Raw genomic sequence first — 21,814 nt, forward strand, 5'->3', positions numbered from 1 at the left:
ACCGCGATTCTAACGCCGGCGGGCCATGCGTGCCCGCCGGAGTCCCGTGCGCGATACCTCAGCGCATGAAATTGGTGGTCTTGTCGATCGCGGCGCGGATCTCGGCAATCGACCGTTCGATCTCTTCCTCGGACAGCAGGTCGCTCTCGTTGCCCGTCCGTTCCAGGATCGACGTGGTGAAGGCGTTCAGCGGCAGGGTGTCGGTCAGCACGGCGTCGTCGTTCGGCACGGTGGCGTCGGCTTCCCACATCATGGCGATGGCTGTGGTGTTGTCGGCACCTTCGCCGGCGTTTTGAAGCGCCTGTTCGATCATGTCCGGGATGGCGTGCACCACCGACAGGCTGGTCACCCGGTCGACAATGACCTTCTCCTCCAGCGCGCCCCACAGGCCGTCCGAGCACAGCATCGCCACGTCGCCCGGTTCCAGGCGCACCGGGCCGCCGATGTCGATCAGCGGCAGGTTGGGCGAGCCGAGGCAGTTGTAGAGCTTGTTGCGCTCGGGGTGGTTGGCGACGTCCATCGGCAGCACGCGCTCCTGCTGGAGCAGGTTTTCGATCTTCGAGTGGTCCCGGGTGCGGGTGAGCAGGGTGCCCTTGCGGATCAGGTACAGGCGCGAGTCCCCGGCGTGGGCCCAGTGGATCTGGCCGTTCTGGATCAGGCAGCAGACCACGGTGGTGCGCGGCACGTCCGCCAGGCGGTTGGCTTCGGCATAGCGATGGATCTCGCGGTGCGCCAGCATGACCGTGTCCTGGAGGAAGTCCGCCGGATTGCGGATGGCCGGGCGGGCCTGGGTCTGGAACTGGCGCGCCAGCGTCTGCAGGGCTTGCTGCGCGGCGACTTCGCCCAGCGCATGGCCACCCAGGCCGTCGGCCAGCACCATCAGCAGGGCATCGCGCGTGAAGCAGTAGCCCATGCGGTCCTGGTTGATACGGCGGCCGCCTTTCCGGCTTTCCTGGTAGACGGAGAATCGCATGTTGTCGTGAGTTCGGTCAGGGTCAGCCCGGCGGGTGCGCGGGGCCGACGCGTAGTGATTTAATCGCCGCTCTGCGTCGTGGCGGTGTCGTCGCGGCGGCGCAGCAAGGTCATGAAGCGGCTCGTCGCGTTCATGCGTTCGGTAACGGGCCCAGCAGGGTTGGCTGCCGCCGCGGCGGCCGATTGCTCGCCCAGCGCGTTGCTCTGGTCGCGCAACTCCTTCTGAAGGCGGAACACGCTTTGCGGGCGCTCGGACGGCGTGAGCCGGAGGCACCATTCGACGAGGTCCACCAGCCCGTTGGTATAGGTGGCGCGCAGCCGGGAGATCGACTCGCCCATGCGGTCTTCCTTCTCGCGCTGGTTGGCCTCCTGCGGCGGCATGCCGGCCATGCAGGCGTAGAGCGTGGCGCCCAGGCTGTAGATGTCGGTCCAGGGGCCGAGGTCGCTGTGCTTGCCGTAGAGTTCGGGTGCGGCGAAACCGGGGGTGTACATCGGCTGGAAGCGGGCGGCTTCCATGGTCAGGATCTGCCGCGCGGCGCCGAAGTCGAGCAGGATCGGCGATTCGTCCTCGCGCAGGTAGATATTGCCGGGCTTGATGTCCAGGTGCAGCAGCTTGTGGATATGGACTTCGCGCAGGCCGCTCATCAGGTCGTGGAACACCTTGCGGATGAACCGCTCGCGCAGCACCTTGGGCTTGCCCTGCTGCCGGGCCTGCAGGATATGCTCCTGCAGCGTCTTGCCCAGCTCGTAGTTCATGACCATGTAGACCGTGGAGTTCTCGCGGAAGAAATTCACCACGCGCACCACGCTCGGATGGGAAATGCGCGCCAGCGAGCGCCCTTCCTCGAAGAAATATTTCAGGCCCAGGCGAAACGAGGCCGCGTTCTCTTCCGGGACGACCGGAATCAGCTCGCCCGGGTTGCGGCGGGCCAGCGAGGACGGCAGGTATTCCTTGATGGCCACCGGGGCGCCGGTTTCATCGGTGGCGAGGTAGACGAAACTGAACCCCCCGCTGGCCAACTTCTTTACAATACGGTAGTTGGCCAGCAGCGTGCCGATGGGCAGCGGCGCACTCTTGGGTTGGTTAGCGCCCTTGGACTCTGTCATAGGATTCGGGACCTCATTTGCTCCCGGATTCTCCCGGCTAATCGATCACTTGTAAAGAAAACATTAGCGGGGACTGTTGCCAAAAATCCGCGTTTTCCAACCGGATTTTTCGTTGATTTTCTGCCCGGCCGGCGCGCTGCCGGCGCCCCCGCCCCGGTGCTGGCTTTGCGCGCCCCGGCGGGCGCGATAACCGCTCCGATTTACCCGTATTTCGACCCTTTCCGACTCTTACGCGAGATAACCGACAATGATCCACAGCATGACAGGGTATGGCCTGGCGACGCGCCAGGCGCCGCTGACAAACGCCAAGGGCGAGCCCAGCGGCCGGACCGCATCGGTTTCGGTGGAATTCCGGACTGTCAATTCGCGTTTTCTCGACCTGTTGTTCCGCGCCCCCGAGGAATGCCGCGCGTTCGAGCCCGCCCTGCGCGAGATGCTCATGGGCGAGCTGTCGCGCGGCAAGCTGGAATGCCGTATCAACCTGCAGCGCACCGATACCGGCGGCGCCACGCTGGCGCTGAACCAGGGCTTGCTGGACCAGATCCGCGCGCTGGAGTCCACCGTGGCCGCCACCTTCAGCGGCGCCGGTTCGCTGCGCATGGGCGAGATCCTGCGCTGGCCCGGCGTGCTGGTCGAGCCGGAACTGTCGCAGGAATCCCTGCGCGAGGCCGTCACGGGTGCCGCCCGTGAGGCGCTGAACCAGTTGCTCGAAGCGCGCCGGCGCGAGGGCGAGGCCCTCAAGGCCACGCTGATGGAGCGCATCGACGCGATGCTGGCCATCGTCGAGCGCCTGACGCCGACCATCCCCCAACTGATCGCCCATCATCAGGAAAAGCTGACCGAGCGCCTCCAGGAGGCGTTCAACCTGGCCGCGCCGTCCGGCATGCCGTCGATGAGCCGCGACGAGATCGGCGAGCGCATTCGCCAGGAAGCCACGGTGTACGGCATCCGCATCGATATTGCCGAGGAACTGTCGCGCCTGCAGGCCCACCTCAACGAAACGCGGCATATCCTGAAGAAGGGTGGGCAGGTCGGCAAGCGGCTCGACTTCATGATGCAGGAGCTGAACCGCGAGGCGAACACGCTCGGCTCGAAGGCCGCCGCCAAGGAGTTGGCCGATGCGTCGATGGAGCTCAAGCTGCTGATCGAGCAGATGCGCGAACAGATCCAGAATCTCGAATAAGTCCTAAACCATGAGTGAAACGTCCCACACCGCGTCCCAGTCCGCGCCGCACGTCGCCATCGACACCGCCTACCCCGGCAACCTGTTCATGGTGGTGGCCCCGTCCGGGGCCGGCAAGTCCACGCTGGTGAACAAGCTGCTGTCGCAGGATTCGGCCATCCGCCTGTCGATCTCGCACACCACGCGCAAGCCGCGCCCGGGCGAGCAAAACGGCCGCGAGTACCATTTCACGACCGTGGACGAGTTCCGCGTCGCGCGCGACCGGGGAGAATTCCTGGAATGGGCCGAGGTGCATGGCAATTACTACGCCACGTCCCAGGTCTGGATCGAGCAGCAGATGGCCCAGGGCAACGACGTGCTGCTCGAAATCGACTGGCAGGGCGCCCAGCAGGTGCACAAGCGGTTCTCGAACGCGGTGGAGATCTTCATCCTGCCGCCGTCGCTGACCGCGCTCGAGGAGCGGCTCAAGAAACGCGGCCAGGACGAGCCGAACGTGATCGTGCGCCGCCTGCTGGCCGCGGGCAGCGAAATGTCGCATGCGTCGGAATCGGATTACGTCATCATCAACGAGGTGTTCGATGACGCGCTGGCGCAGCTGAAAGACGTCGTCCGTGCCACCCGTCTGCGCTTTTCGTCGCAGAAGGCACGTCACAACGAGCTGTTCATCGAGCTGGGCATTCACTGACCGAAGGTCGGTGCCCAAGGGTCGGCCGGAACGTTTTCGGCCGCGTGCTGTAAAATGACGGCCTGTCGAACAGGTTTTGTCTCAAGGTGGATTCAATATGGCGCGTATTACCGTCGAAGATTGTCTGAAACACATCCCGAACCGCTTTGAGCTTGCGCTCGCCGCGACGTATCGGGCACGCCAGCTGGTGCAGGGCCACACGCCCAAGGTTGAGGCCAAGGACAAGCCCACCGTGGTGGCGCTGCGCGAGATCGCGTCCGGTCAGGTCGGCATCGAGATGCTGAAGAAGGTACCGACCTGATTGCCAGGGCGGCCTGTGGTGCATCGTTGTCTCGCGTACGTGCGGATTCAGCCGCGCATTCGTCCGGATTCCAGGGGCCGCCCCCATGTCTTCATCGTCGTCCAAGTCCGCGATCCATCCCGCGATCGTCCTGCCGGGTCCGCCCGGCGTACGGACGGACGGCGAACGGCCGGCACCGGGCCCCGTTGCCGCCGCCAGCGTGGCCCCGGGCGCCCCTTTGCCTGCCACGCCCTCCGCACTGCCGGTGTCGGTCGGCTTGCCGCCTGCGCCGCCGGGTTCACCCGGGGGTAGGCGCACCATGTCTGGCCAGATGCCGATGACCGCCCGAACCGGCGCCCCGAACCTGCCCGATCCGCTCGGCGACAACGTCGTCGGGGAACGGTCTGTCGTGCCGCCGCTGCAAGGCAAGTCACGTGCTGGGTTGGCCAACGACCTCGTGGCCGAGCCCATCGAGGGCACCCTGCCTGCCGCGCCGGCGGGCGAATTGTTCATCGACGCAGTGCTGGCGCAGTCATACCGGCACTTCTTCGGTCCGACCTCGCAGCCGGCCGTCCCGCCGCGCCAGCAGGTCATCTCCATCTCCCGGCTGATGGAGACGCTCGCCTACCTGAAGCCCGCCGATCAGGCGCTGGTGCGCGAAGCCTTCCAGTTTTCCGACGAAGCCCACCTGGGCCAGTACCGCCAGAGCGGCGAGCCGTACATTACCCACCCGGTGGCGGTGGCGGAACTGTGCGCGGACTGGAAGCTGGACGTCCAGTCGATCATGGCCGCGCTGCTCCATGACGTGATGGAGGACCAGGGCATCACCAAGAGCGAACTGGCCGAGAAATTCGGTCCCAAGGTCGCGGAACTGGTGGATGGCCTGACCAAGTTGGACAAGCTCGAATTCCAGAGCCGCGAGCAGGCGCAGGCGGAAAGCTTCCGCAAGATGCTGCTGGCGATGGCGCGCGATGTGCGGGTGATCCTGGTCAAGCTGGCCGATCGCACGCACAACATGCGGACGCTCGATTTCGTGCCGCCCGAGAAGCGGCGCCGGATCGCGCTCGAAACCATGGAGATCTACGCGCCGATCGCGCATCGGCTGGGTCTCAACACGATTTACCGCGAGCTCCAGGAACTGTCGTTCAAGGTGGGCTCGCCGTTCCGCTACGCTACGCTCGAGAAGGCCGTCAAGGCCGCGCGCGGCAACCGGCGCGAGGTGGTCAAGCGCATCCTGGAAGCCGCCGAGCGCGCGCTGGCCGACGCCGGCATCGTGGCCGAGCTGTCCGGGCGCGAAAAGACGCTGTACAGCATCTATCGCAAGATGCACGACAAGCAGCTGTCGTTCTCGCAGGTGCTGGACGTCTACGGCTTCCGCGTGGTCGTGGAAACGCAGATGCACTGCTACATGGCGATGGGCGCGCTGCACAGCTTGTACAAGCCGATGCCGGGCAAGTTCAAGGACTACATCGCAATTCCGAAGATCAACGGCTACCAGTCGCTCCACACGACGCTGGTGGGCCCGTTCGGCACGCCGGTGGAGTTCCAGATCCGCACGCGCGGCATGCACCAGATTGCCGAGGCCGGCGTGGCTGCGCACTGGATGTACAAGCACCAGGCCGATCACGCCAACGATATCCAGCAGCAGGCGCACCAGTGGCTCCAGTCGCTGCTGGACATCCAGAGCCAGACCGGCGACTCGCAGGAGTTCCTGGAGCACGTCAAGATCGACCTGTTCCCGGACGCGGTCTACGTGTTCACGCCGAAGGGCCATATCCGCGCGCTGCCACGCGGCGCCACCGCGCTGGACTTCGCCTACGCGGTGCACAGCGACCTCGGCAACCAGTGCGTGGCGGTCAAGATCAACAACGAGTTGTTGCCGCTGCGTACCGAGCTGAAGAGCGGCGATATCGTCGAGGTGGTCACGGCGCCGTACTCGAAGCCAAATCCGGCGTGGCTCGCCTTCGTCCGCACGGGCAAGGCGCGCGCGGCGATCCGACATTACCTGAAGACGACCAAGCTCGACGAGGCCATCCAGCTGGGCGAACGCCTGCTGGAGCAGTCGGCGCGCCAGCTTGGCATCGAGCTCAAGGCGGTGCCGCAGGCGGTCTGGGATCGCATGATCCAGTGGACCGGCAACAAGCACAAGGAAGACATCTTCGCCGACCTGGCGCTCGGCCGCCGCGTGCCGGCGGTGGTGGCGCGGCGCATGGAGATCCTGCTGCAGGAGCTGTCCGGCGACGTCGACAGCGCGCTGCTGGCTGCCGTGCAGACCTTCGCGGGCGAGGAAGCGCCGGCCGTGCCGATTACCGGCGACGAAGGCATGTCGATGATCTTCTCGGCCTGCTGCCGGCCGATTCCCGGCGATTCGATCGTCGGCTATCTCGGCAAGGGCGAGGGGTTGCAGATCCACGTGCAGGATTGCAAGGTGGCCAAGCGGCTGCACAGCAAGGACCCGGAGCACTGGATCGAGGTCATGTGGGCCAAGAAGACGACCCGCGCCTTCGACGTGTCGATCAAGGTCATGGTGCGCAACGTGAAGGGCATCGTGGCGCGCGTGGCCGCGGACCTGACCGCCGCCGACGCCAACGTGGCCCACGTGGCCATGGAGCAGCAGCAGGGCGGCCACCAGGAAGCCACGTACATGCAGTTCGTGATCCAGGTCCAGAACCGCCTGCACCTGGCCAACGTGATGCGCGGGCTGCGGCGCAACCCGGACGTGATCCGGATCTTCCGCGACCGCAACGACGGCTGACGCCTAGTTCACCGCGCCCTTCGCCGGGTAACGGACTTCCAATATATCGATCTGTTCCATCCCGGCCGGCGTGCGCAGCGGCACGGTGTCGCCCTCGCGCGCCTTGATCAGTGCCTTGGCGATCGGCGAAATCCAGCTCACATGGTTGTTGTCGAGGTCCACCTCGTCCATGCCGACGATGGTGATCGTGGTTTCGTCGCCGGACTGGTTCGCATAGGTGACCGTGGCGCCGAAGAAGACCTGGTCGTTGTCGCCCTGCAGCGAGGGGTCGACGACTTCGGCCTTGTCGAGCCGGCGCGTGAGAAAGCGGATGCGGCGATCGATCTCGCGCAGCCGCTTCTTGCCATAGAGATAGTCCCCGTTCTCGGAGCGGTCGCCGTTGGAGGCGGCCCAGGAGACGATCTGCACCACCTCGGGACGGTCCACGTCGATCAGGTGCATCAGCTCGTCGCGCAGGCGGTTGTAGCCCGTGGCGGTAATGTAGTTCTTGGTGCCGGCAGGCACCGGCGTGGCGCCCTCGGGCAGGTCGTCGTCATCATCGTCCGACGACTCTTTGACAAAAGCCTTGTTCATGGTCCGGATCACTTCTTCGGGTAGTCATTATAGGAAGTTGCGCGGCCGGAGCGCGCCGGGCGAAAAAAATGCGGCGTAGGGGGTTCACAAAATTGAAAACTTCTATATAATCTCATTTCTCGAGTGCGGCTGTAGCTCAGTTGGATAGAGTACTTGGCTACGAACCAAGGGGTCGTGGGTTCGAATCCTGCCAGCCGCACCACCTATCGAGTCAAAAAGGGCTTCCGGAAACGGAAGCCCTTTTTGCATTCCCTCCCCGCATTTCCCTTCCCTCCCGGAACACTCCGCCCGCATACCGCTCAAACCTGCATCGGTCCTTGTCGATCGCACGGAGAACGCGCATGAACCAGGATGAATGGCGGGTAGAGGGCTATCGGGGCATGGATGCCTACGTGCTGCTGTCGTCGCATCGGCAGGCCGTGGCTGGCAGCGTGTCTGATACGGAAACGTACGGCTACGAGGTGCGCATCGCGCAGGAGGGTGTCGATCCCTCCGATACCGGCGATACGGAGATCCTCTCCAGCGGCGGCCACGAATTTGCCACGCGGCACGCTGCCGAAGTGGCGGCTTTCAGTGCCGCCTATGCACTCATCGACAAACTTTTAGGACCGGTCAGATAGACAGCAAAGTTCCTTGCGGGTAGCGCAATGACGTATGTCACGGCGTGACCTGCCTGTCGGGGCGGAACTTGATCTTGATCATTTTTGATCGGTGGGGTGGCACCTAGGCTGGATGTGGAGCGCGATGTTCGCGCCTTGCAGCAGACCGGAGGTAGCCACCATGTCCGAGTATGAAGGATTCAAGATCGTCTACGAGGTGATCCATTTGCCGAAGGGCAAGTGGGGGATCCTGATCGAGATCATCCGGCGCGTGGACGGCGAAATCCTGATGGCTCGCCACAATCCTTTTCCGAGCCATCCTTTCGATACGAAGCTCGAGGCGCTCGAGCATGTGAACCGCTACGTCGCTTCGACGCTCGATGATCTCGATGACGCGCACACGGTGCGGCGGATCGCATGATCCGCATCGGTGATGCACAAAAAGAAAACGCCCTTCGCGGGCGTGTTCTTCTTCACGGTGCAGAAAGTGGAAATAGTGTTTGCCTTATGCGGGACGATCCCCCATAATCCATCTCCTTCGGACGCGGGGTGGAGCAGTTGGCAGCTCGTCGGGCTCATAACCCGAAGGTCGCAGGTTCAAGTCCTGCCCCCGCAACCAACACCTCTGAAGCCCTCTTCAAAAACCTCTGCCGATCACGGCAGAGCGTTCCTGGCAGTACTTTCCAAAGTTCGTAATTTCAACGCCTGACGCTTACGCGTGCACCAGCGACGCCGCCTTCGCGAACGTATCGCGCACTTGCGGCTGGCCTTCGCGCTCCGCCGCCTCGGCACGATCGGTGAGGCGGCCCTTGAGCACGGCGATATTGCCGCCGCCGCCCAGCTTGGTCGATGCATCGCGCATCAGTTGCGTGAGTTCCTGCGTCACGTCAGCACCATCGAAGGCGCTGACCGACAGCGCGGACACGCGCTCCAGAAAATTGTTGACCAGCGCTTCATCATGTTGCGGTTCGGGCATGGCTGCTCCTTGTCGAACGATTGAGAGAGGCGATGTGAGACGCAGGGCCGGCGGGATCAGGACCGGGGCAGTTGCGGCGTGATGCGCCGTCGGGCGGGCTTCAGCGCCCGCGTGGGCCAGAGCACGTAGTTCGTATGCGGGTCCATCGGCTTGCCGAAGTACGAGACCCACACCTGCACGCCTTGTTCGGTTTCGGAAACGATCGCGGCCACGGCACGGGCGGCGACGGAAGGGGACTTGAGCAGGTCGGCCAGGGCTTCCACGCCCTGGACCACATGGTGCTTCACCCCCCTGAACCACACGTACTGACGCATGGCTGCAAGAAAATTCTTTGTCATGGACTCGACGGTTCCTTGTTGTAGTGCTGCGAGATGAGACCCAAGCTTACACGCTTAGTTGTGACACCTTTGTAGGGAGGCGTCTGATTTTTCCGCAAAGGCACGGCCGAATGTGATGCATGCGACGTGCGCTGCCAAATTGACATTGGGCGACGCTTGTCTTAGCTTCGTTACATACTCTGCACATCGCTGTTTCCTGAATCGTTGTCCCGGCCCAAGGCATGGAGGCATGGTGGAACATGTAGCGGATCTGAACGAACGGCGCGCCCGTGGCAAGGCCCTGCGCCAACTGGTGCCGCGACGGACACACGCAGCGGTCGGCAACGTGGATCGGGACCCGATTCCGCTACTCGAGACCAGCAGCGCTGGCCGGGTGGAGCGGCTGGTGCCCTTGCGCTACGGGCGCATGATCCAGTCCCCGTTTACATTTTTCCGAGGCAGCGCGATCGTCCAGGCGCACGACCTTGCGGGTACGCCGGCCTCGGGCATGACCATCCAGATCTGCGGCGACTGTCACCTCTCGAATTTCGGCGGGTTTGCCACGCCCGAGCGCGCGCTGCTGTTCGATGTGAACGATTTCGACGAGACCAGTCCAGGCCCGTGGGAGTGGGACCTGAAGCGGCTCACCGCCAGCATGGTCGTCGCCGCGCGCCACCTGCGTCACGGCAAGACTGCCGCCGACAATATGGTCTGCGAAGTGGTCAACAGCTATCGCGACCGCATGGCCATGTATGCGGAAATGGGCGTGCTGGAAACCTGGTACGACCGCATTACGTTCGACCGCCTGCTGGCCGAGGCACTCAACCCCACGGCCCAGAAGGAGATCCGCCGCGCGATGGAGCGTGCCGCCACGCGTACGCATGAGACCCTGCTGCCGAAGCTGAGCGCGCGCTCAGGGCACCGCTGGCGCATCCTGGACGCCCCGCCGGCCGTCTTCCATATCCGGGGCGAGCAAACGCTGTTCACGAAGGACGACGACTGGCTGAAGAAGAGCGTCGATGCCGACGTGATCGCCAAGTGCTTCAGCGATTACACCTCCACGCTGGCCGCCGATCGCCGCGAACTGCTCTCGCATTTCATCTCCCAGGACATCGCCTTCAAGGTGGTGGGCGTGGGCAGCGTGGGCACGCGCTGCCTGATCCAGCTACTCACGGACAGCCATGACAAGCCGCTGTTCCTCCAGTTCAAGGAGGCCACGCAATCGGTGGTGGCGCGTTATTTCAAGTCCCCGGCGGTGACGCACGAGGGCCGGCGCGTGGTGGAAGGGCAGCGCCTGATGCAGGCCGCCAGCGACCTGTTCCTGGGTTGGACCAAGGGGCCCTCCGGCCGCCACTTCTACGCCCGGCAGTTGCGCGACATGAAATTCTCGGCCGAGATCGAACTGATGGATGCCGAACTGCTGACCGGCTACGGGCGCGTGTGCGGCCGGGCGCTGGCCCGCGCGCATGCCAAGGCGAGCAACCTGGCGCCGGAGATCAGCGGCTACCTGGGCACCAGCGACGCCATGGCCGAGGCGCTGGTGGGCTACGCCAACGCCTATGCCGACCAGGTGGACCGCGACTACGAGGCCTTCGCCGCAGCATGCCGGTCGGGGCGGCTCGCCGCGCGTACCGATGCCGACATGGCTGCCGATTTCCAGGTTTGATGCCCGCGTAAAATCAGAATCGTCCTAAGGAGTTTGCCGATGACCGAGGATATGCTGCTGCAACTGATGGTGGAGGTGGAGCGTGCGGACCCCATCGACTACGCCAACCTGCCGTTCGACGATGACGCGCTGCGGGCGCTCGCCTGCAAGCTGATCGCCGAACGATCGACGGAACTGGAGCTGTCGGGGATGTCGCAGGAAGCGCTGTTGGCGACACTCTGGGCGTCCACGGCCAAGCTCGTGCTCGAGAACATCGTGCTCAACGCGCGGCTGCTGACCTTGCAGGGATTGCCCGACGACGCCAAGGCGCTGATCGACCGTATCGCCCGCCAGTCGCGCGGCGGGGCGTGAATCCTCCAGCGATAAAAAGCGGCCCGTGCATCACACAATGCGCGGGGGCCGGCGTTTGGATAAAATACCGGCTTCAATCGGGCCTGGGCCTGATTTCTGGAGGTTTTACGCGTGATCAAGTGGATTATCGTCGCTGCATATCTGGGTGCCATCCTGTATGTGCATTTCCGCGGCAAGGTGCGACTGCCGTTCATGCGCCAGTTGCTCGACCACTCCGCGCTGGTGGCGCCGGTCAACTGCTTCATGTACATGTTCTCGGGCGTGCCGCGTACGCCGTACATTGGCGTCGAGCGGTTCCCGGACCTGGAGAAGCTGCGCGCTGCATGGCCGCAGATTCGTGACGAGGGCCTGGCCCTGGTCGCGATGCGCAAGATCAAGGCCGCCGACAAGAATGACGACGCCGGCTTCAACTCGTTCTTCAAGTACGGCTGGAAGCGTTTCTACCTGAAATGGTACGAGGCGCAGCACCCGTCCGCCGAGACGTTGTGCCCGAAGACCGTGGCGCTGCTGCGCGAACTGCCGACCGTGAAGGCGGCGATGTTTGCCGAGCTGCCGCCGGGCGGCAAGCTGAACCCGCACCGCGACCCGTTTGCCGGCTCGCTGCGCTATCACCTGGGACTGTCCACGCCGAACGACGACCGCTGCTTCATCGAGGTGGACGGCGAGCGCCATAGCTGGCGCGATGGCCACGGCGTGGTGTTCGACGAAACCTACCTGCACTGGGCCGAGAACCGCAGCGACAAGGATCGCCTGATCCTGTTCTGCGACATCGAGCGTCCGATGCGCTATCGCTGGACCGCCGCGGTCAACCACTGGTTGGGCCGCAAGGTGATGACGGCCGCCAGCTCGCCGAACGAGGAATCCGACCAGACCGGCGCCATCAACAAGCTGTTCCGCTTCGTCTGGCTGGGCGGTCAGTACCGCCGCCGCTTCAAGTCCTGGAACAAGAACGTCTACTACGTGACCAAGTTCGGGCTGATCCTCGGCGGCGTCGCGCTGATCGTTTTCCTCTGATTTTTGCGATCGATTTCCCGATAGTCAGGGCTCGGCGGCACCCGTCCGCCGACGCTCGGCGCCCACGGCCTCGTAGTGCGCACGCTTGTCCTCGTACATGCGGCTGTCGGCCAGCTTGACCGTATCGGTCAGCCGGTCGCCCTGCGTGCACGTGGCGGCGCCAATCGAAAACGACAGCCGCGCACCCGGATAGAACTGGTTGTTCAGCTCCACCACCTGCTGGATCTGATCGACCACCGTGGCTGCGCCGCGTTCGTCGTTGCCGGGTAGCAAAACCATGAATTCATCGCCGCCGATGCGGGCCACGCAGGCCTGCTCGCCCACGGCTTTCTTGAGCACCTCGCCCGTGCGGCGCAGCAGCGCGTCGCCGTCGCCGTGGCCGTACTGGTCGTTGACCTGCTTCAGGCCATTGAGGTCCACCGCCACCACGCTGACCGGCCACGGACCCTTGCGGCCCAGGCGCGCCAGTTCATCCTCGTAATACGCGCGGTTGTAGAGCTTGGTCAGCACGTCGTGCTTGCCCAGGAACTCGACGTAGGCCTCGGCCTTCTTGCGCGCGGTGATGTCGGTCAGCGACACCAACACCTGATCCCAGTCCGCCTCCCGGCCCGGGAAGACCGACCACTGCATGAATACGTCCACCGAGCGGCCATCGAGCGCGTAGTTGATAACTTCGCGCTGCTGCCAGAGCTTTTCGTGCCAGAGGTCGATCAGCTGCTCGGCGAAGTGGATGCGCATGTCGTCGCGGAACACGTCGCCCAGCCGGGACAGCAGGATGTCCTTGCTCGGCGCGGCGAACATCGTCAGCGTCTGCTGGTTGACGTCGAGCACGCGGATCTCCTGCATGCAGCGCGAGACGAAGTCCGGGTGCACATTCAGAAAAGTCCGAAAATCGGTGATGCCGGCCGCGCGCACCTCGTCCAGCAGCATCTTCACCGCGCTGAAGTCCTCCACCCAGAGCGAGACCGGCGAGTGTTCGAACAGTCCCTGAGCGTATTGCTGGCTGCGGCGCAGGTCGCGCTCGCTGCGCACGCGCGTGGTGATGTCCTCGATCGACAACAGCACGCGCGACCAGTCCTGCTCGTGGCCCGGCATGACCGTGGCGTCGAGCCGGATGTCGAGCCGTTCGCCGTCGAGCGTGTAGTTGACGGTCTGGCTGGCGAAGTGCCGGCCGCCGTCCCAGAGCTGGCCAAGTTCCTCGACGTGCTGGTCGAACATGTCGTCACGGAACACGGTGTCGAGGTTGGCGACGAGGTCCGCCAGGTCGGCGGCGCGGAAGAGGTCGAGCGTGCGGCGGTTGACGTCGAGCACGCGGATCAGGGCCGAGCAGCGCGCCACTTCGGCCGGGCGCTCGCGCAGATAGGCGCGCAGGTCGGTGACCCCGTCCGCGCGCAGTTGATCGAAGGCCAGCCGCACGGCGCTGAAGTCCTCGAGCCAGAGCGAGACAGGCGCGAGCTGAAACAGCGTTTGATAATCGTCGTCGAGCCGCGAAGCGGCGGGTGCACTGCCCAAGTTTGTTCTCCCTGGTTCTGGTAGTCGGTGTCCGCGCACAAGCATAGGCGAGGGCGCCGCCATTTTGGGACAAATCCTAGCGGAAGTCTCGCAAGAACGGTGCCGGGCGCGGGGGAGCGGGAGGGCAGGGCGGCGTCAGGGTGCCAGCCGACGCACCACACCGGCCACGGTTTCCAACGCGCGTTCGAGCGCCGGCTCGCGCGGATTGCCGCAGTTGAGCCGCAGATAGTGATCGAAGCGGTTCGAATTCGAGAACATCGAGCCAGGCATGACTCGGATGCCATGGGTCAATACCTCCTCGAAGACGGCTTCGGACGACATCCCGGCCGGCAACTCGATCCACAGGTGCAGCCCGCCGCGCGGCAGCGTGAGCCGCGTGCCGGCCGGAAAGCTGCCCGCCACAGCCTGCGCCATCCATTCGCGCTGGATGCGCAACTGCTCGCGCAGGCGGCGCAGATGGCGCTCGAACGCGCCGGTGCCCATGAAATCGGCCACGGCGATCTGCGCGAGCATCTCGTTGGGGCGCGACAGGCCGAACTTGAGCATCTCCACGCGCGCCTGCCACTTGCCGGCGGCGATCCAGCCCAGCCGCATGCCTGGTGCCAGCACCTTGTGGAGCGAGGCGCAGTGGATCACGTTGCCCGTTGTATCCCACGTCTTGGCCGCCGCGAGCGGGGTCTCGCCCTCGTAGGTGGCGGCGCAGCTATCGTCCTCGATCAGCGTGATGCCGCGCGCCTCGCACCACGCCACCAGGCGCTGCTTGTGCGCGTCGGGCATGACGCAGCCGAGCGGGTTCTGCAGATTCGGCACCACGGCCACGGCCTTGATGTTGTCGTAGGTCTGCGCGGCCAGCTCCAGCGCCTCCAGCGAGATGCCGGTCTGCGGGCTGCACGGGATTTCGAGCGCGCGCATGCCCAGGCTCTCGAGAATCTGCAACAAACCGTAATACGTGGGCGATTCCACGGCGATGACATCGCCAGGCTTGGCCACGGCGCGCAGGGCGAGGTTCAGCGCCTCGGTGCAGCCGTGGGTGACGACGACGTCCTCAGGCGCGAGCTGGATCCGCGAGCGCAGCGCGTGCCGGGCGAGTGCGGCGCGCAGGGACGGGTGGCCGTCCGCCTCGGCTGCGGTGCCGAAGAGATCGGGATAGCGCCGCAGCGCGCGAGCCGTGGCGGTGCGCAGCGCAGCGGTGGGGTAGAGCGAGGGCGCGCCGCACGCGCCGCCAAAGTTGATCTTGATATCGCGATGCTGGCCGCGCGCGAGGATGGCCGAGATGCGCTGATGGATGCCGACGTATTGCGCCGGGTCAGGCAGGCCGGCGGCCGGTTCCTCGATCTGCGCCAGCGCCGGGCGCGACGGCGCGCGCACGAAGTAGCCCGAGCGCGGCCGCGCTTCGAGCAGGCCCGCGGTTTCCAGCTCCCGGCACGCCTGGAGCGCCGTGGACAGGCTCACCTCATGCAGCCCCATCAGCGACCGCACCGACGGCATGCGGTCGCCCACGGCCAGCGTGCCGGCGGCGATGGCCTGCCGGTAGTGGCCGGCCACCTGTTGATAAAGGGGGAGGGAGGGGTGCGTGGCAGTCATGGCGCGATCATCGCCCACGGGGCGCGGGCACAACAGATACAGATGAAGGGTGTCTGTATCGTAACAGAGCCGGACTGTGCGATCTGTTCTGGTCGCACCCGCAATCCCTTGTGCCTGTTGGCTTGGCGGGCGGCCCGATAGGCTGGAGACCTGATTCTGGACCCGGAGCGCGATCATGTCCCAAGCGAAATTCTCGACCGAAACCTACCAGTTGGCCGCCGGTCAGTGGCTCAAGCTGCACCTGAAGCCCGGCGCCGTGGTGCACCTCGCATCCGGTCGCCTGACCGTGGCGGGCCCGCCAACCTGGCTGGCCGAGACGGTTAGCCGGCCTGCCGCCACGCTCACGCCCGGCGCGGTGTACATCGCCGGCATCGCCGGCTGGACCACGTTGGCGGCCCACGGCGCGGCAACCGTGCACATCATGCAGCCGGCGCCGCCCCCGGGATGGTGGCGACTGATAAAATCCCGCTTCGGCCGATCTGGCCTCCTGCTGGGTAACGCCCGGCCACCAGACACCAAGGCCGCTGAAATACCCGTTCCCCATGCTACGTCTAAGTGAAGTCAAACTCCCGCTCGACCATACCGAGAGCGACCTGGAGGCAGCCGTGCGCAGCCACCTCGCGCAGATCGGTGTCAAAGGCGACGGGATGGTCGCGTTCACCGTCTTCCGCCGCGCGCACGATGCCCGCAAGCGCGCCGATATCAAGCTGACCTACATCGTCGATATCGAAGTCCGCGACGAGGCCGCCGCCCTCCAGCGCATGGCCGGCAAGCCCAACTGGAGCGTGACGCCCGACATGACGTACCGCTTCGTGGCACAGGCCCCGGCGGGCGGGCCGACGCTGCGCCCGGTGGTGATCGGCCTGGGTCCGTGCGGGCTGCTGGCGGGTCTGCTGCTGGCGCAGATGGGCTTCCGCCCGATCATCCTCGAGCGCGGCAAGGAAGTGCGCGAGCGCACCAAGGACACTTTCGGCCTGTGGCGCAAGAGCGTGCTCAATCCCGAGTCGAACGTGCAGTTTGGCGAAGGCGGCGCGGGCACGTTCTCGGACGGCAAGCTCTACAGCCAGATCAAGGACCCCCGCCACTACGGTCGCAAGGTGCTCGATGAATTTGTGCGCGCGGGCGCACCCGAGGACATCCTCTTCAAGGCGCGGCCCCACATCGGCACATTCCGGCTGGTGAGCATGGTGGAGAAGATGCGCGCCGAGATGCTGTCGTTGGGCGCCGAAATCCGCTTCGAGACGCGCGTGGACGACATCGACATCGAGAACGGCCAGGTGCGCGGGCTCAAGCTCTCCACCGGCGACTACCTCGAGTGCGACCACGTGGTGCTGGCCGTGGGCCACAGCGCGCGCGACACCTTCCACATGCTGCACGACCGCGGCGTGTTCATGGAGGCCAAGCCGTTCTCGCTGGGCTTCCGCATCGAGCATCCGCAGGGGCTGATCAACCGCAGCCGCTTCGGCAAGTTCGCCGGCAACAAGCTGCTGGGCGCGGCGGACTACAAGGTGGTGCACCACGCCAGCAATGGGCGCGCGGTGTACAGCTTCTGCATGTGCCCGGGCGGCACGGTGGTGGCGGCGGCATCCGAGCCGGGCCGGCTGGTGACCAACGGCATGAGCCAGTACTACCGGGCCGAGCGCAACGCCAACGCCGGCATCGTGGTGGGTATCACGCCGGAGGTCGATTTCCCGGGTGGCCCGCTGGCCGGCATCGCCCTCCAGCGTCACTGGGAGGAGCGTGCCTTCGTGCTCGGCGGCAGCGACTACCGCGCGCCGGGCCAGCTGGTGGGGGATTTCATCGCGGGACGGCCGTCCACGGCGCTGGGCTCGGTCGAGCCCTCGTACAAGCCGGGCGTGACGCCGACCGACCTCAGCACGGCGCTGCCGGACTATGTGATTGACGCGATCCGCGAGGCGCTGCCGGAACTCGACAAGAAGATTGCCGGGTTTGCGATGCACGACGCCGTGCTGACCGGGGTGGAGACGCGCACGTCGTCGCCGCTGCGGATCCGGCGCAATAACGACGACTACCAGAGCATCAATGTGAAGGGGCTGTACCCGGCGGGCGAGGGCGCCGGCTATGCGGGCGGGATCTACTCGGCCGCCATCGACGGTATCGAGGTGGCCGAAGCCGTGGCGCTCGACATCGCCAACAGCTAGCCGTTACATACCCATCAGATAGTTGGCCGCGCCCAGGCCGGCCATCCGCCCACTGGCGAAGCACGCTGTCAGCAGATAGCCGCCGGTGGGCGCCTCCCAGTCCAGCATCTCCCCCGCGCAGAACACGCCCGGCATGGCGTTGAGCATCAGGTGATCGTTCATCGCCTCGAACGCGACGCCGCCGGCCGTGCTGATGACCTCGTCGATGGGCCGCGCGCGCACCAGCCGCAGCGGCAGCGCCTTGATGGCCGCCGCGAGAGCGACCGGATCGTGCATGTCGGCCTTCGACACGCCTTCATAGAGCAGCCCTGCCTTGACCCCGGTAATGCCGAGCTTGCTCTGCAGGTGGCTCGACACCGAGCGCGAGCCGCGCGGGCGGGCGATTTCGTCGGCCACACGTGCGGCGCTCATGCCGGGCGCCAGGTCCAGGCGGATCTCGGCGCTACCATCCCGTCCGATGAGATCGCGGATCGGGGCGGACAGCGCGTAGACCAGGCTGCCTTCGATGCCGGTTGCGCTGATCACGAACTCGCCCTGGCGATGCAGCGGCGTGCCGTCCGGCGTGGTGACCGCCATCGCCACGGATTTCACCGGCTGGCCGGCGTAGCGCTCGCGGAAGACATCGGACCAGTCCACGTCGAATCCGCAATTGGCGGGGCGCAGCGGGGTGATGGTCACGTCATGTTCGGCGAGCCAGGGTACCCAGGCTGCGTCCGATCCCAGTCGCGCCCAGCTGCCGCCGCCCAGCGCCAGCACCACGGCTGGCGCCGACACCGTCGATTCGCCCGCCGGCGAGGCGAAGCGGAGTTGGCCTGCATCGTCCCAGCCCAGCCAGCGATGTCGGGTGTGCACGCGCACGCCCGATTCCCGCAGCCGATGCAACCATGTGCGCAGCAGCGGCGCGGCTTTCATCTCGGTGGGGAAGACACGGCCTGAGCTGCCGACGAAGGTGTCGATGCCGAGCCCGTGCACCCAGGCGCGCAGCGCCGGGCCGTCGAACTCGGCCAGCAGTGGCGCGATGCGGTCCGCCCGCTGCCCGTAGCGCGCCAGGAAGGCCGGCGCGGGCTCGGCATGCGTGATGTTCATGCCGCCCTTGCCGGCCATCAGGAACTTGCGGCCGACCGAGGGCATGGCGTCGTAGACGTCTACCGCGACGCCGCGCCCGGCCAGCGCCTCGGCCGCCATCAACCCGGCCGGCCCGCCGCCGATGACCACGGCGTGGGGCGTGCCAGACGGGGCGGATGCTGAAATGGAGGAGGCGGACATGGGCGGTTGCGGGTTGGCGGAGCAGGGGGAAGAGACGCGGGACGCCGCGCATTATAGGTGACAGCGCCCCGGCACCACGACCGTGCGCGGACGTGCGGTGGCGCACAGCGGGCGCTCCCGGCGCCGGCCAGACTCGTGCGAAACAGGGGAGGCTTCCATGAGCTCAGCACCGCGCAATCCCACCATCGACATGTGCAGGGGCATCGGCATCGCGCTGGTGGTCTTCAGCCATGCCTGGGCCTTGCCCGATCCGGTGTATCGGGCGATCTACTCGATGGCCTTTCCCGCCTTCCTGCTGCGGGCCGGGCTCGTGTTCCAGCCCTCGCGGGCGGTGGCCGCGCCGGCCTCGCACCTGTGGGGCAAGTTCATGCGGCTGGTGGTGCCGGCCTGGGGCATGGGGCTGGTGCTGGCGGTGCCTTACATCGTCGCCTGGGCGCTCGGCCGGTTTCCTCACGACGAGTTCACCATGCGCTTTGTCGGCACCATGACCGGGTCCGCCATCAACGAATGGAATTTCCTGAGCACGCCGCTGTGGTCGCTGTTCTGCCTGTTCTGGCTGGACGTGGTGGCGACCGCGCTGTCGCGGCTGGGCCCGAGCGTGGCCGGCGCACTGATGACCAGCGTCGGGCTGGTCTGGATCGTCTTCACGCAGGGTGGCGGCACGTGGTCGGACGTGAACCCGGTGGAGTGGCCGTTTTCGCTGCGCAACGTGGGCTGCGCCATGGTGTTCTACGGCGCCGGGCTCTGGATGGGCGGCGGCAAGGGGCCCCGTGCCGCGGCGGTGGGGCCGATGCAGTTCACGCCGGCCTCGCTGACCATGCGGCGCGCCCTGCTGCTGGTGGTCACGCTGGCGGTCTGGGTGCTGGCCGTCCGGCATGCGCCAGATGTATTGAATGTGTCGCGCAACCGCATCGGCACCACGCCCATGGCGATGGCGATGACGTTGCTCGCAGCCTTCGCCGGCACCGCGCTGCTGTGGCAGGTGGTGGTGCTGCTGCCAACCTCCCGCGCGGTGGTTTGGCTCGGCACGCATACGCTGCCCGTGTTCGGCTTCAACTACCTCGTCAACAAGATCGTGTTCGAGACGGCCACCCGCGCCGGCGTGGAAGTGGCGCGGCTGGGCAACTGGTGGTGGGTGATGGCGCTGATCGAGCTGGGGCTGCTGTGCGCCATCGCCTGGATGCTGGATCGCATGGGGCCCATCGGCGACCTGTTCAATGGCCGGCCGCTCAAGCGGGTGGGGCGAGAAAAGGCGCGCATGGCCTGACTTGGGAGGCAGGGGCGGGGCGTAGAATGGCGCTTTGCCAGTCGCTGTCCCCGCCATGCCTGCCTTTCCTGATTCCGCCGATGCTGCCGATGCCACCGATGCCCAGATCGTCGAGGCCGTGCGCCATTGGCTGTCGCGCGCCGTCATCGGCCTGAACCTGTGCCCGTTCGCCAAGAGCGTCTATGTGAAGGATCAGGTGCGCTACGTGGTCAGCCCGGCCATGGGGGCGGAAGACCTGCTCGAGGAACTTGAGGGCGAACTGCGCGGGCTGGCGGACGCCGATCCGGCACAGACCGACACCACGCTGCTGATCGTGCCGCACGCGCTGGCGGACTTCCTCACCTACAACGACTTCCTGTATTTCGCCGAGCGCCTGCTGCGCAGCCTGCGGCTGGCCGGCACACTCCAGATCGCCAGCTTCCACCCGGACTACCAGTTCGAAGGCACCGAGCCGGACGACATCGAGAACTACACCAACCGCGCGCCGTATCCGATCCTGCACCTGCTGCGGGAAGACAGCATCGCGCGCGCCGCCGAGGCGTTTCCGGACGCCGCCGATATCTACGAGCGCAACCAGGCCACCATGCGGCGGCTGGGCGTCGACGGCTATCGGCAGTGGATGTCGGAAAAATCCCAAGACGAAGGCTGACCCCAGCCTGCCCGGGCGCCCCGTCAGGGCGCGGTGAAGAACCGCTCGCCCATTTCCTCGAGTCCCAGCGTTTCCAGCACGTTCTGGAGCCGGTCGGCCGCCCGCTTGCGCGGCAGGTCCTTGTACTGGGCGATGATCAACTCGTTTTTCATCGAATGTTCCCAGCCCACCAGTTCGGTCACGCTGACCTGGTAGCCGTGCGCCTCGAGCTGCAGGCAACGCAGCACATTGGTCACCTGACTGCCGAACTCGCGCGTATGCAGCGGATGGCGCCAGATCTCCGTCAGCGGATTGCCGGCCAGCAGCTTGCCCTTGTGCTTGCGCAGCACGCTGGCCACCTCGGCCTGGCAGCACGGCACCAGCACGATGTGGCGCGCCTGCCGGGCCAGGGCGAAGCGGATGGCATCGTCCGTGGCGGTGTTGCACGCGTGCAGCGCGGTCACTACGTCCACCGTGGCGGGCAGGGCGGGCGAGGTGATGGATTCGGCTACCGACAGGTTCAGGAACGACATGCCCGGGAATTCCGCGCGCGCGGCCAGCTCCTGTGAGCTTTTCACCAGCTCCTCGCGGGTCTCGATACCGTAGATGTGCGAGTTCTTGCCCTGTTCCTCAGGCAGATCCTTGAAGAACAGGTCGTAGAGGATGAAGCCCAGATAGGACTTGCCGGCGCCATGGTCCACCAGCGAGACGGCGCCGCGCGCGTCCGCCACCTCGCGCAGCAGCGGCTCGATGAACTGGAACAGGTGGTAGACCTGCTTGAGCTTGCGGCGGCTGTCCTGGTTCATCTTGCCGTCGCGCGTCAGGATGTGGAGTGCCTTGAGCAGCTCGATGGACTGGCCGGGACGGACTTCGTAACTATTGGACATGGAGGGCAAAACCTGCGGCGGGGGACATCG

At 65.8% G+C, this 21,814-nt stretch carries 22 protein-coding genes and 2 tRNA genes; 15 read left to right on the forward strand and 9 right to left on the reverse strand.

The genetic code is table 11. The annotated features are described in order from the left end of the window. Nucleotides 1-58 precede the first annotated feature (58 nt). Together AC1DEL_RS08795 and AC1DEL_RS08800 are read right to left on the reverse strand one after the other, a co-directional pair. Nucleotides 59-973, reverse strand: a complete 915-nt coding sequence (locus AC1DEL_RS08795) for a PP2C family protein-serine/threonine phosphatase (protein WP_092292235.1) — start codon at nucleotides 971-973, stop codon at nucleotides 59-61. Nucleotides 974-1,032: 59 nt separating this feature from the next. Next, complete coding sequence (locus tag AC1DEL_RS08800; RefSeq protein ID WP_092292237.1) at nucleotides 1,033-2,079, reverse strand: serine/threonine protein kinase; 1,047 nt, start codon at nucleotides 2,077-2,079, stop codon at nucleotides 1,033-1,035. 247 nt (nucleotides 2,080-2,326) lie between these two features. Between AC1DEL_RS08800 and AC1DEL_RS08805 the strand changes: the two genes are divergently transcribed. The 4 genes from AC1DEL_RS08805 (at nucleotide 2,327) to AC1DEL_RS08820 (ending at nucleotide 6,982) form a co-directional block, all read left to right on the forward strand. Next, a complete protein-coding gene (locus tag AC1DEL_RS08805) occupies nucleotides 2,327-3,262 on the forward strand; it encodes a YicC/YloC family endoribonuclease (RefSeq protein ID WP_092292239.1) in 936 nt (311 codons plus the stop codon). A 10-nt stretch (nucleotides 3,263-3,272) separates the two neighbouring features. After that, complete coding sequence (gene gmk, locus AC1DEL_RS08810; protein WP_092292241.1) at nucleotides 3,273-3,947, forward strand: guanylate kinase; 675 nt, start codon at nucleotides 3,273-3,275, stop codon at nucleotides 3,945-3,947. Nucleotides 3,948-4,044: 97 nt separating this feature from the next. Next, entirely contained in the window at nucleotides 4,045-4,248 is a 204-nt protein-coding gene (gene rpoZ / locus AC1DEL_RS08815; protein ID WP_006578656.1) for a DNA-directed RNA polymerase subunit omega, read from the forward strand. 316 nt (nucleotides 4,249-4,564) lie between these two features. Then, complete coding sequence (locus AC1DEL_RS08820; protein ID WP_477106877.1) at nucleotides 4,565-6,982, forward strand: RelA/SpoT family protein; 2,418 nt, start codon at nucleotides 4,565-4,567, stop codon at nucleotides 6,980-6,982. A gap of 3 nt (nucleotides 6,983-6,985) precedes the next feature. Here the strand turns inward: AC1DEL_RS08820 and greB are convergent, their stop codons facing one another. After that, nucleotides 6,986-7,555 (reverse strand): transcription elongation factor GreB, encoded by a 570-nt coding sequence (greB, locus tag AC1DEL_RS08825; protein ID WP_092292243.1) that lies wholly within the window; start codon nucleotides 7,553-7,555, stop codon nucleotides 6,986-6,988. A gap of 125 nt (nucleotides 7,556-7,680) precedes the next feature. On the opposite strand from greB, the gene AC1DEL_RS08830 reads away from it, so the two are divergent. The 4 genes from AC1DEL_RS08830 (at nucleotide 7,681) to AC1DEL_RS08845 (ending at nucleotide 8,773) form a co-directional block, all read left to right on the forward strand. After that, nucleotides 7,681-7,757, forward strand: a tRNA-Arg gene (locus AC1DEL_RS08830). A gap of 139 nt (nucleotides 7,758-7,896) precedes the next feature. Next, nucleotides 7,897-8,175, forward strand: coding sequence for a hypothetical protein (locus AC1DEL_RS08835; protein ID WP_092292245.1), 279 nt, complete (start codon nucleotides 7,897-7,899; stop codon nucleotides 8,173-8,175). 160 nt (nucleotides 8,176-8,335) lie between these two features. Beyond that, nucleotides 8,336-8,575, forward strand: coding sequence for a hypothetical protein (locus AC1DEL_RS08840; protein WP_092292247.1), 240 nt, complete (start codon nucleotides 8,336-8,338; stop codon nucleotides 8,573-8,575). A gap of 122 nt (nucleotides 8,576-8,697) precedes the next feature. Further along, a tRNA-Met gene (locus tag AC1DEL_RS08845) sits at nucleotides 8,698-8,773 on the forward strand. A gap of 93 nt (nucleotides 8,774-8,866) precedes the next feature. Here the strand turns inward: AC1DEL_RS08845 and AC1DEL_RS08850 are convergent. Together AC1DEL_RS08850 and AC1DEL_RS08855 are read right to left on the reverse strand one after the other, a co-directional pair. Further along, the gene (locus AC1DEL_RS08850; protein ID WP_092292249.1) at nucleotides 8,867-9,130 is read right to left on the reverse strand and encodes a hypothetical protein; all 264 of its coding nucleotides are present in this window, start codon (nucleotides 9,128-9,130) and stop codon (nucleotides 8,867-8,869) included. Between the two features lie 56 nt (nucleotides 9,131-9,186). Continuing rightward, complete coding sequence (locus AC1DEL_RS08855; protein ID WP_092292251.1) at nucleotides 9,187-9,468, reverse strand: hypothetical protein; 282 nt, start codon at nucleotides 9,466-9,468, stop codon at nucleotides 9,187-9,189. Between the two features lie 229 nt (nucleotides 9,469-9,697). Here AC1DEL_RS08855 and AC1DEL_RS08860 point away from each other — a divergent pair, with 229 nt between their 5' ends. The 3 genes from AC1DEL_RS08860 to lpxO all read left to right on the forward strand — a co-directional run bounded on the left by AC1DEL_RS08860 (nucleotide 9,698) and on the right by lpxO (nucleotide 12,478). Next, nucleotides 9,698-11,113 carry a DUF2252 domain-containing protein gene (locus AC1DEL_RS08860; RefSeq protein WP_092292253.1) on the forward strand — a complete coding sequence of 472 codons (1,416 nt, stop codon included), beginning with the start codon at nucleotides 9,698-9,700 and terminating at the stop codon, nucleotides 11,111-11,113. A 39-nt stretch (nucleotides 11,114-11,152) separates the two neighbouring features. Beyond that, the gene (locus tag AC1DEL_RS08865; protein WP_092292255.1) at nucleotides 11,153-11,464 is read left to right on the forward strand and encodes a hypothetical protein; all 312 of its coding nucleotides are present in this window, start codon (nucleotides 11,153-11,155) and stop codon (nucleotides 11,462-11,464) included. A gap of 111 nt (nucleotides 11,465-11,575) precedes the next feature. Then, nucleotides 11,576-12,478: a lipid A hydroxylase LpxO gene (gene lpxO / locus AC1DEL_RS08870; protein WP_092292257.1), complete on the forward strand. Its 903-nt coding sequence runs from the start codon at nucleotides 11,576-11,578 to the stop codon at nucleotides 12,476-12,478. A 24-nt stretch (nucleotides 12,479-12,502) separates the two neighbouring features. Here lpxO and AC1DEL_RS08875 read toward each other — a convergent pair whose 3' ends face one another. Further along, entirely contained in the window at nucleotides 12,503-14,035 is a 1,533-nt protein-coding gene (locus tag AC1DEL_RS08875) for a sensor domain-containing diguanylate cyclase (protein WP_477125607.1), read from the reverse strand. Between the two features lie 90 nt (nucleotides 14,036-14,125). Continuing rightward, nucleotides 14,126-15,574, reverse strand: a complete 1,449-nt coding sequence (locus AC1DEL_RS08880) for an aminotransferase-like domain-containing protein (protein WP_092292261.1) — start codon at nucleotides 15,572-15,574, stop codon at nucleotides 14,126-14,128. A 175-nt stretch (nucleotides 15,575-15,749) separates the two neighbouring features. Between AC1DEL_RS08880 and AC1DEL_RS08885 the strand changes: the two genes are divergently transcribed. Together AC1DEL_RS08885 and AC1DEL_RS08890 are read left to right on the forward strand one after the other, a co-directional pair. Next, nucleotides 15,750-16,133 carry a hypothetical protein gene (locus AC1DEL_RS08885; protein WP_441591917.1) on the forward strand — a complete coding sequence of 128 codons (384 nt, stop codon included), beginning with the start codon at nucleotides 15,750-15,752 and terminating at the stop codon, nucleotides 16,131-16,133. Continuing rightward, the gene (locus AC1DEL_RS08890; RefSeq protein ID WP_092292265.1) at nucleotides 16,117-17,736 is read left to right on the forward strand and encodes an NAD(P)/FAD-dependent oxidoreductase; all 1,620 of its coding nucleotides are present in this window, start codon (nucleotides 16,117-16,119) and stop codon (nucleotides 17,734-17,736) included. The genes AC1DEL_RS08885 and AC1DEL_RS08890 overlap by 17 nt, the downstream gene beginning before the upstream one ends. A 3-nt stretch (nucleotides 17,737-17,739) precedes the next feature. Here AC1DEL_RS08890 and AC1DEL_RS08895 read toward each other — a convergent pair whose 3' ends face one another. After that, nucleotides 17,740-19,002, reverse strand: coding sequence for a TIGR03862 family flavoprotein (locus AC1DEL_RS08895; protein WP_477125606.1), 1,263 nt, complete (start codon nucleotides 19,000-19,002; stop codon nucleotides 17,740-17,742). A gap of 157 nt (nucleotides 19,003-19,159) precedes the next feature. Here AC1DEL_RS08895 and AC1DEL_RS08900 point away from each other — a divergent pair, with 157 nt between their 5' ends. Further along, nucleotides 19,160-20,269, forward strand: coding sequence for an acyltransferase family protein (locus AC1DEL_RS08900; RefSeq protein WP_477125605.1), 1,110 nt, complete (start codon nucleotides 19,160-19,162; stop codon nucleotides 20,267-20,269). A gap of 55 nt (nucleotides 20,270-20,324) precedes the next feature. Beyond that, nucleotides 20,325-20,918 carry a DUF1415 domain-containing protein gene (locus AC1DEL_RS08905; protein WP_092292271.1) on the forward strand — a complete coding sequence of 198 codons (594 nt, stop codon included), beginning with the start codon at nucleotides 20,325-20,327 and terminating at the stop codon, nucleotides 20,916-20,918. A gap of 23 nt (nucleotides 20,919-20,941) precedes the next feature. Here the strand turns inward: AC1DEL_RS08905 and AC1DEL_RS08910 are convergent, their stop codons facing one another. Then, nucleotides 20,942-21,784 (reverse strand): class I SAM-dependent methyltransferase, encoded by an 843-nt coding sequence (locus tag AC1DEL_RS08910; protein ID WP_092292273.1) that lies wholly within the window; start codon nucleotides 21,782-21,784, stop codon nucleotides 20,942-20,944. Between the last annotated feature and the right edge of the window lie 30 nt (nucleotides 21,785-21,814).

It is taken from the genome of Cupriavidus sp. 10L43_2, assembly GCF_056395265.1.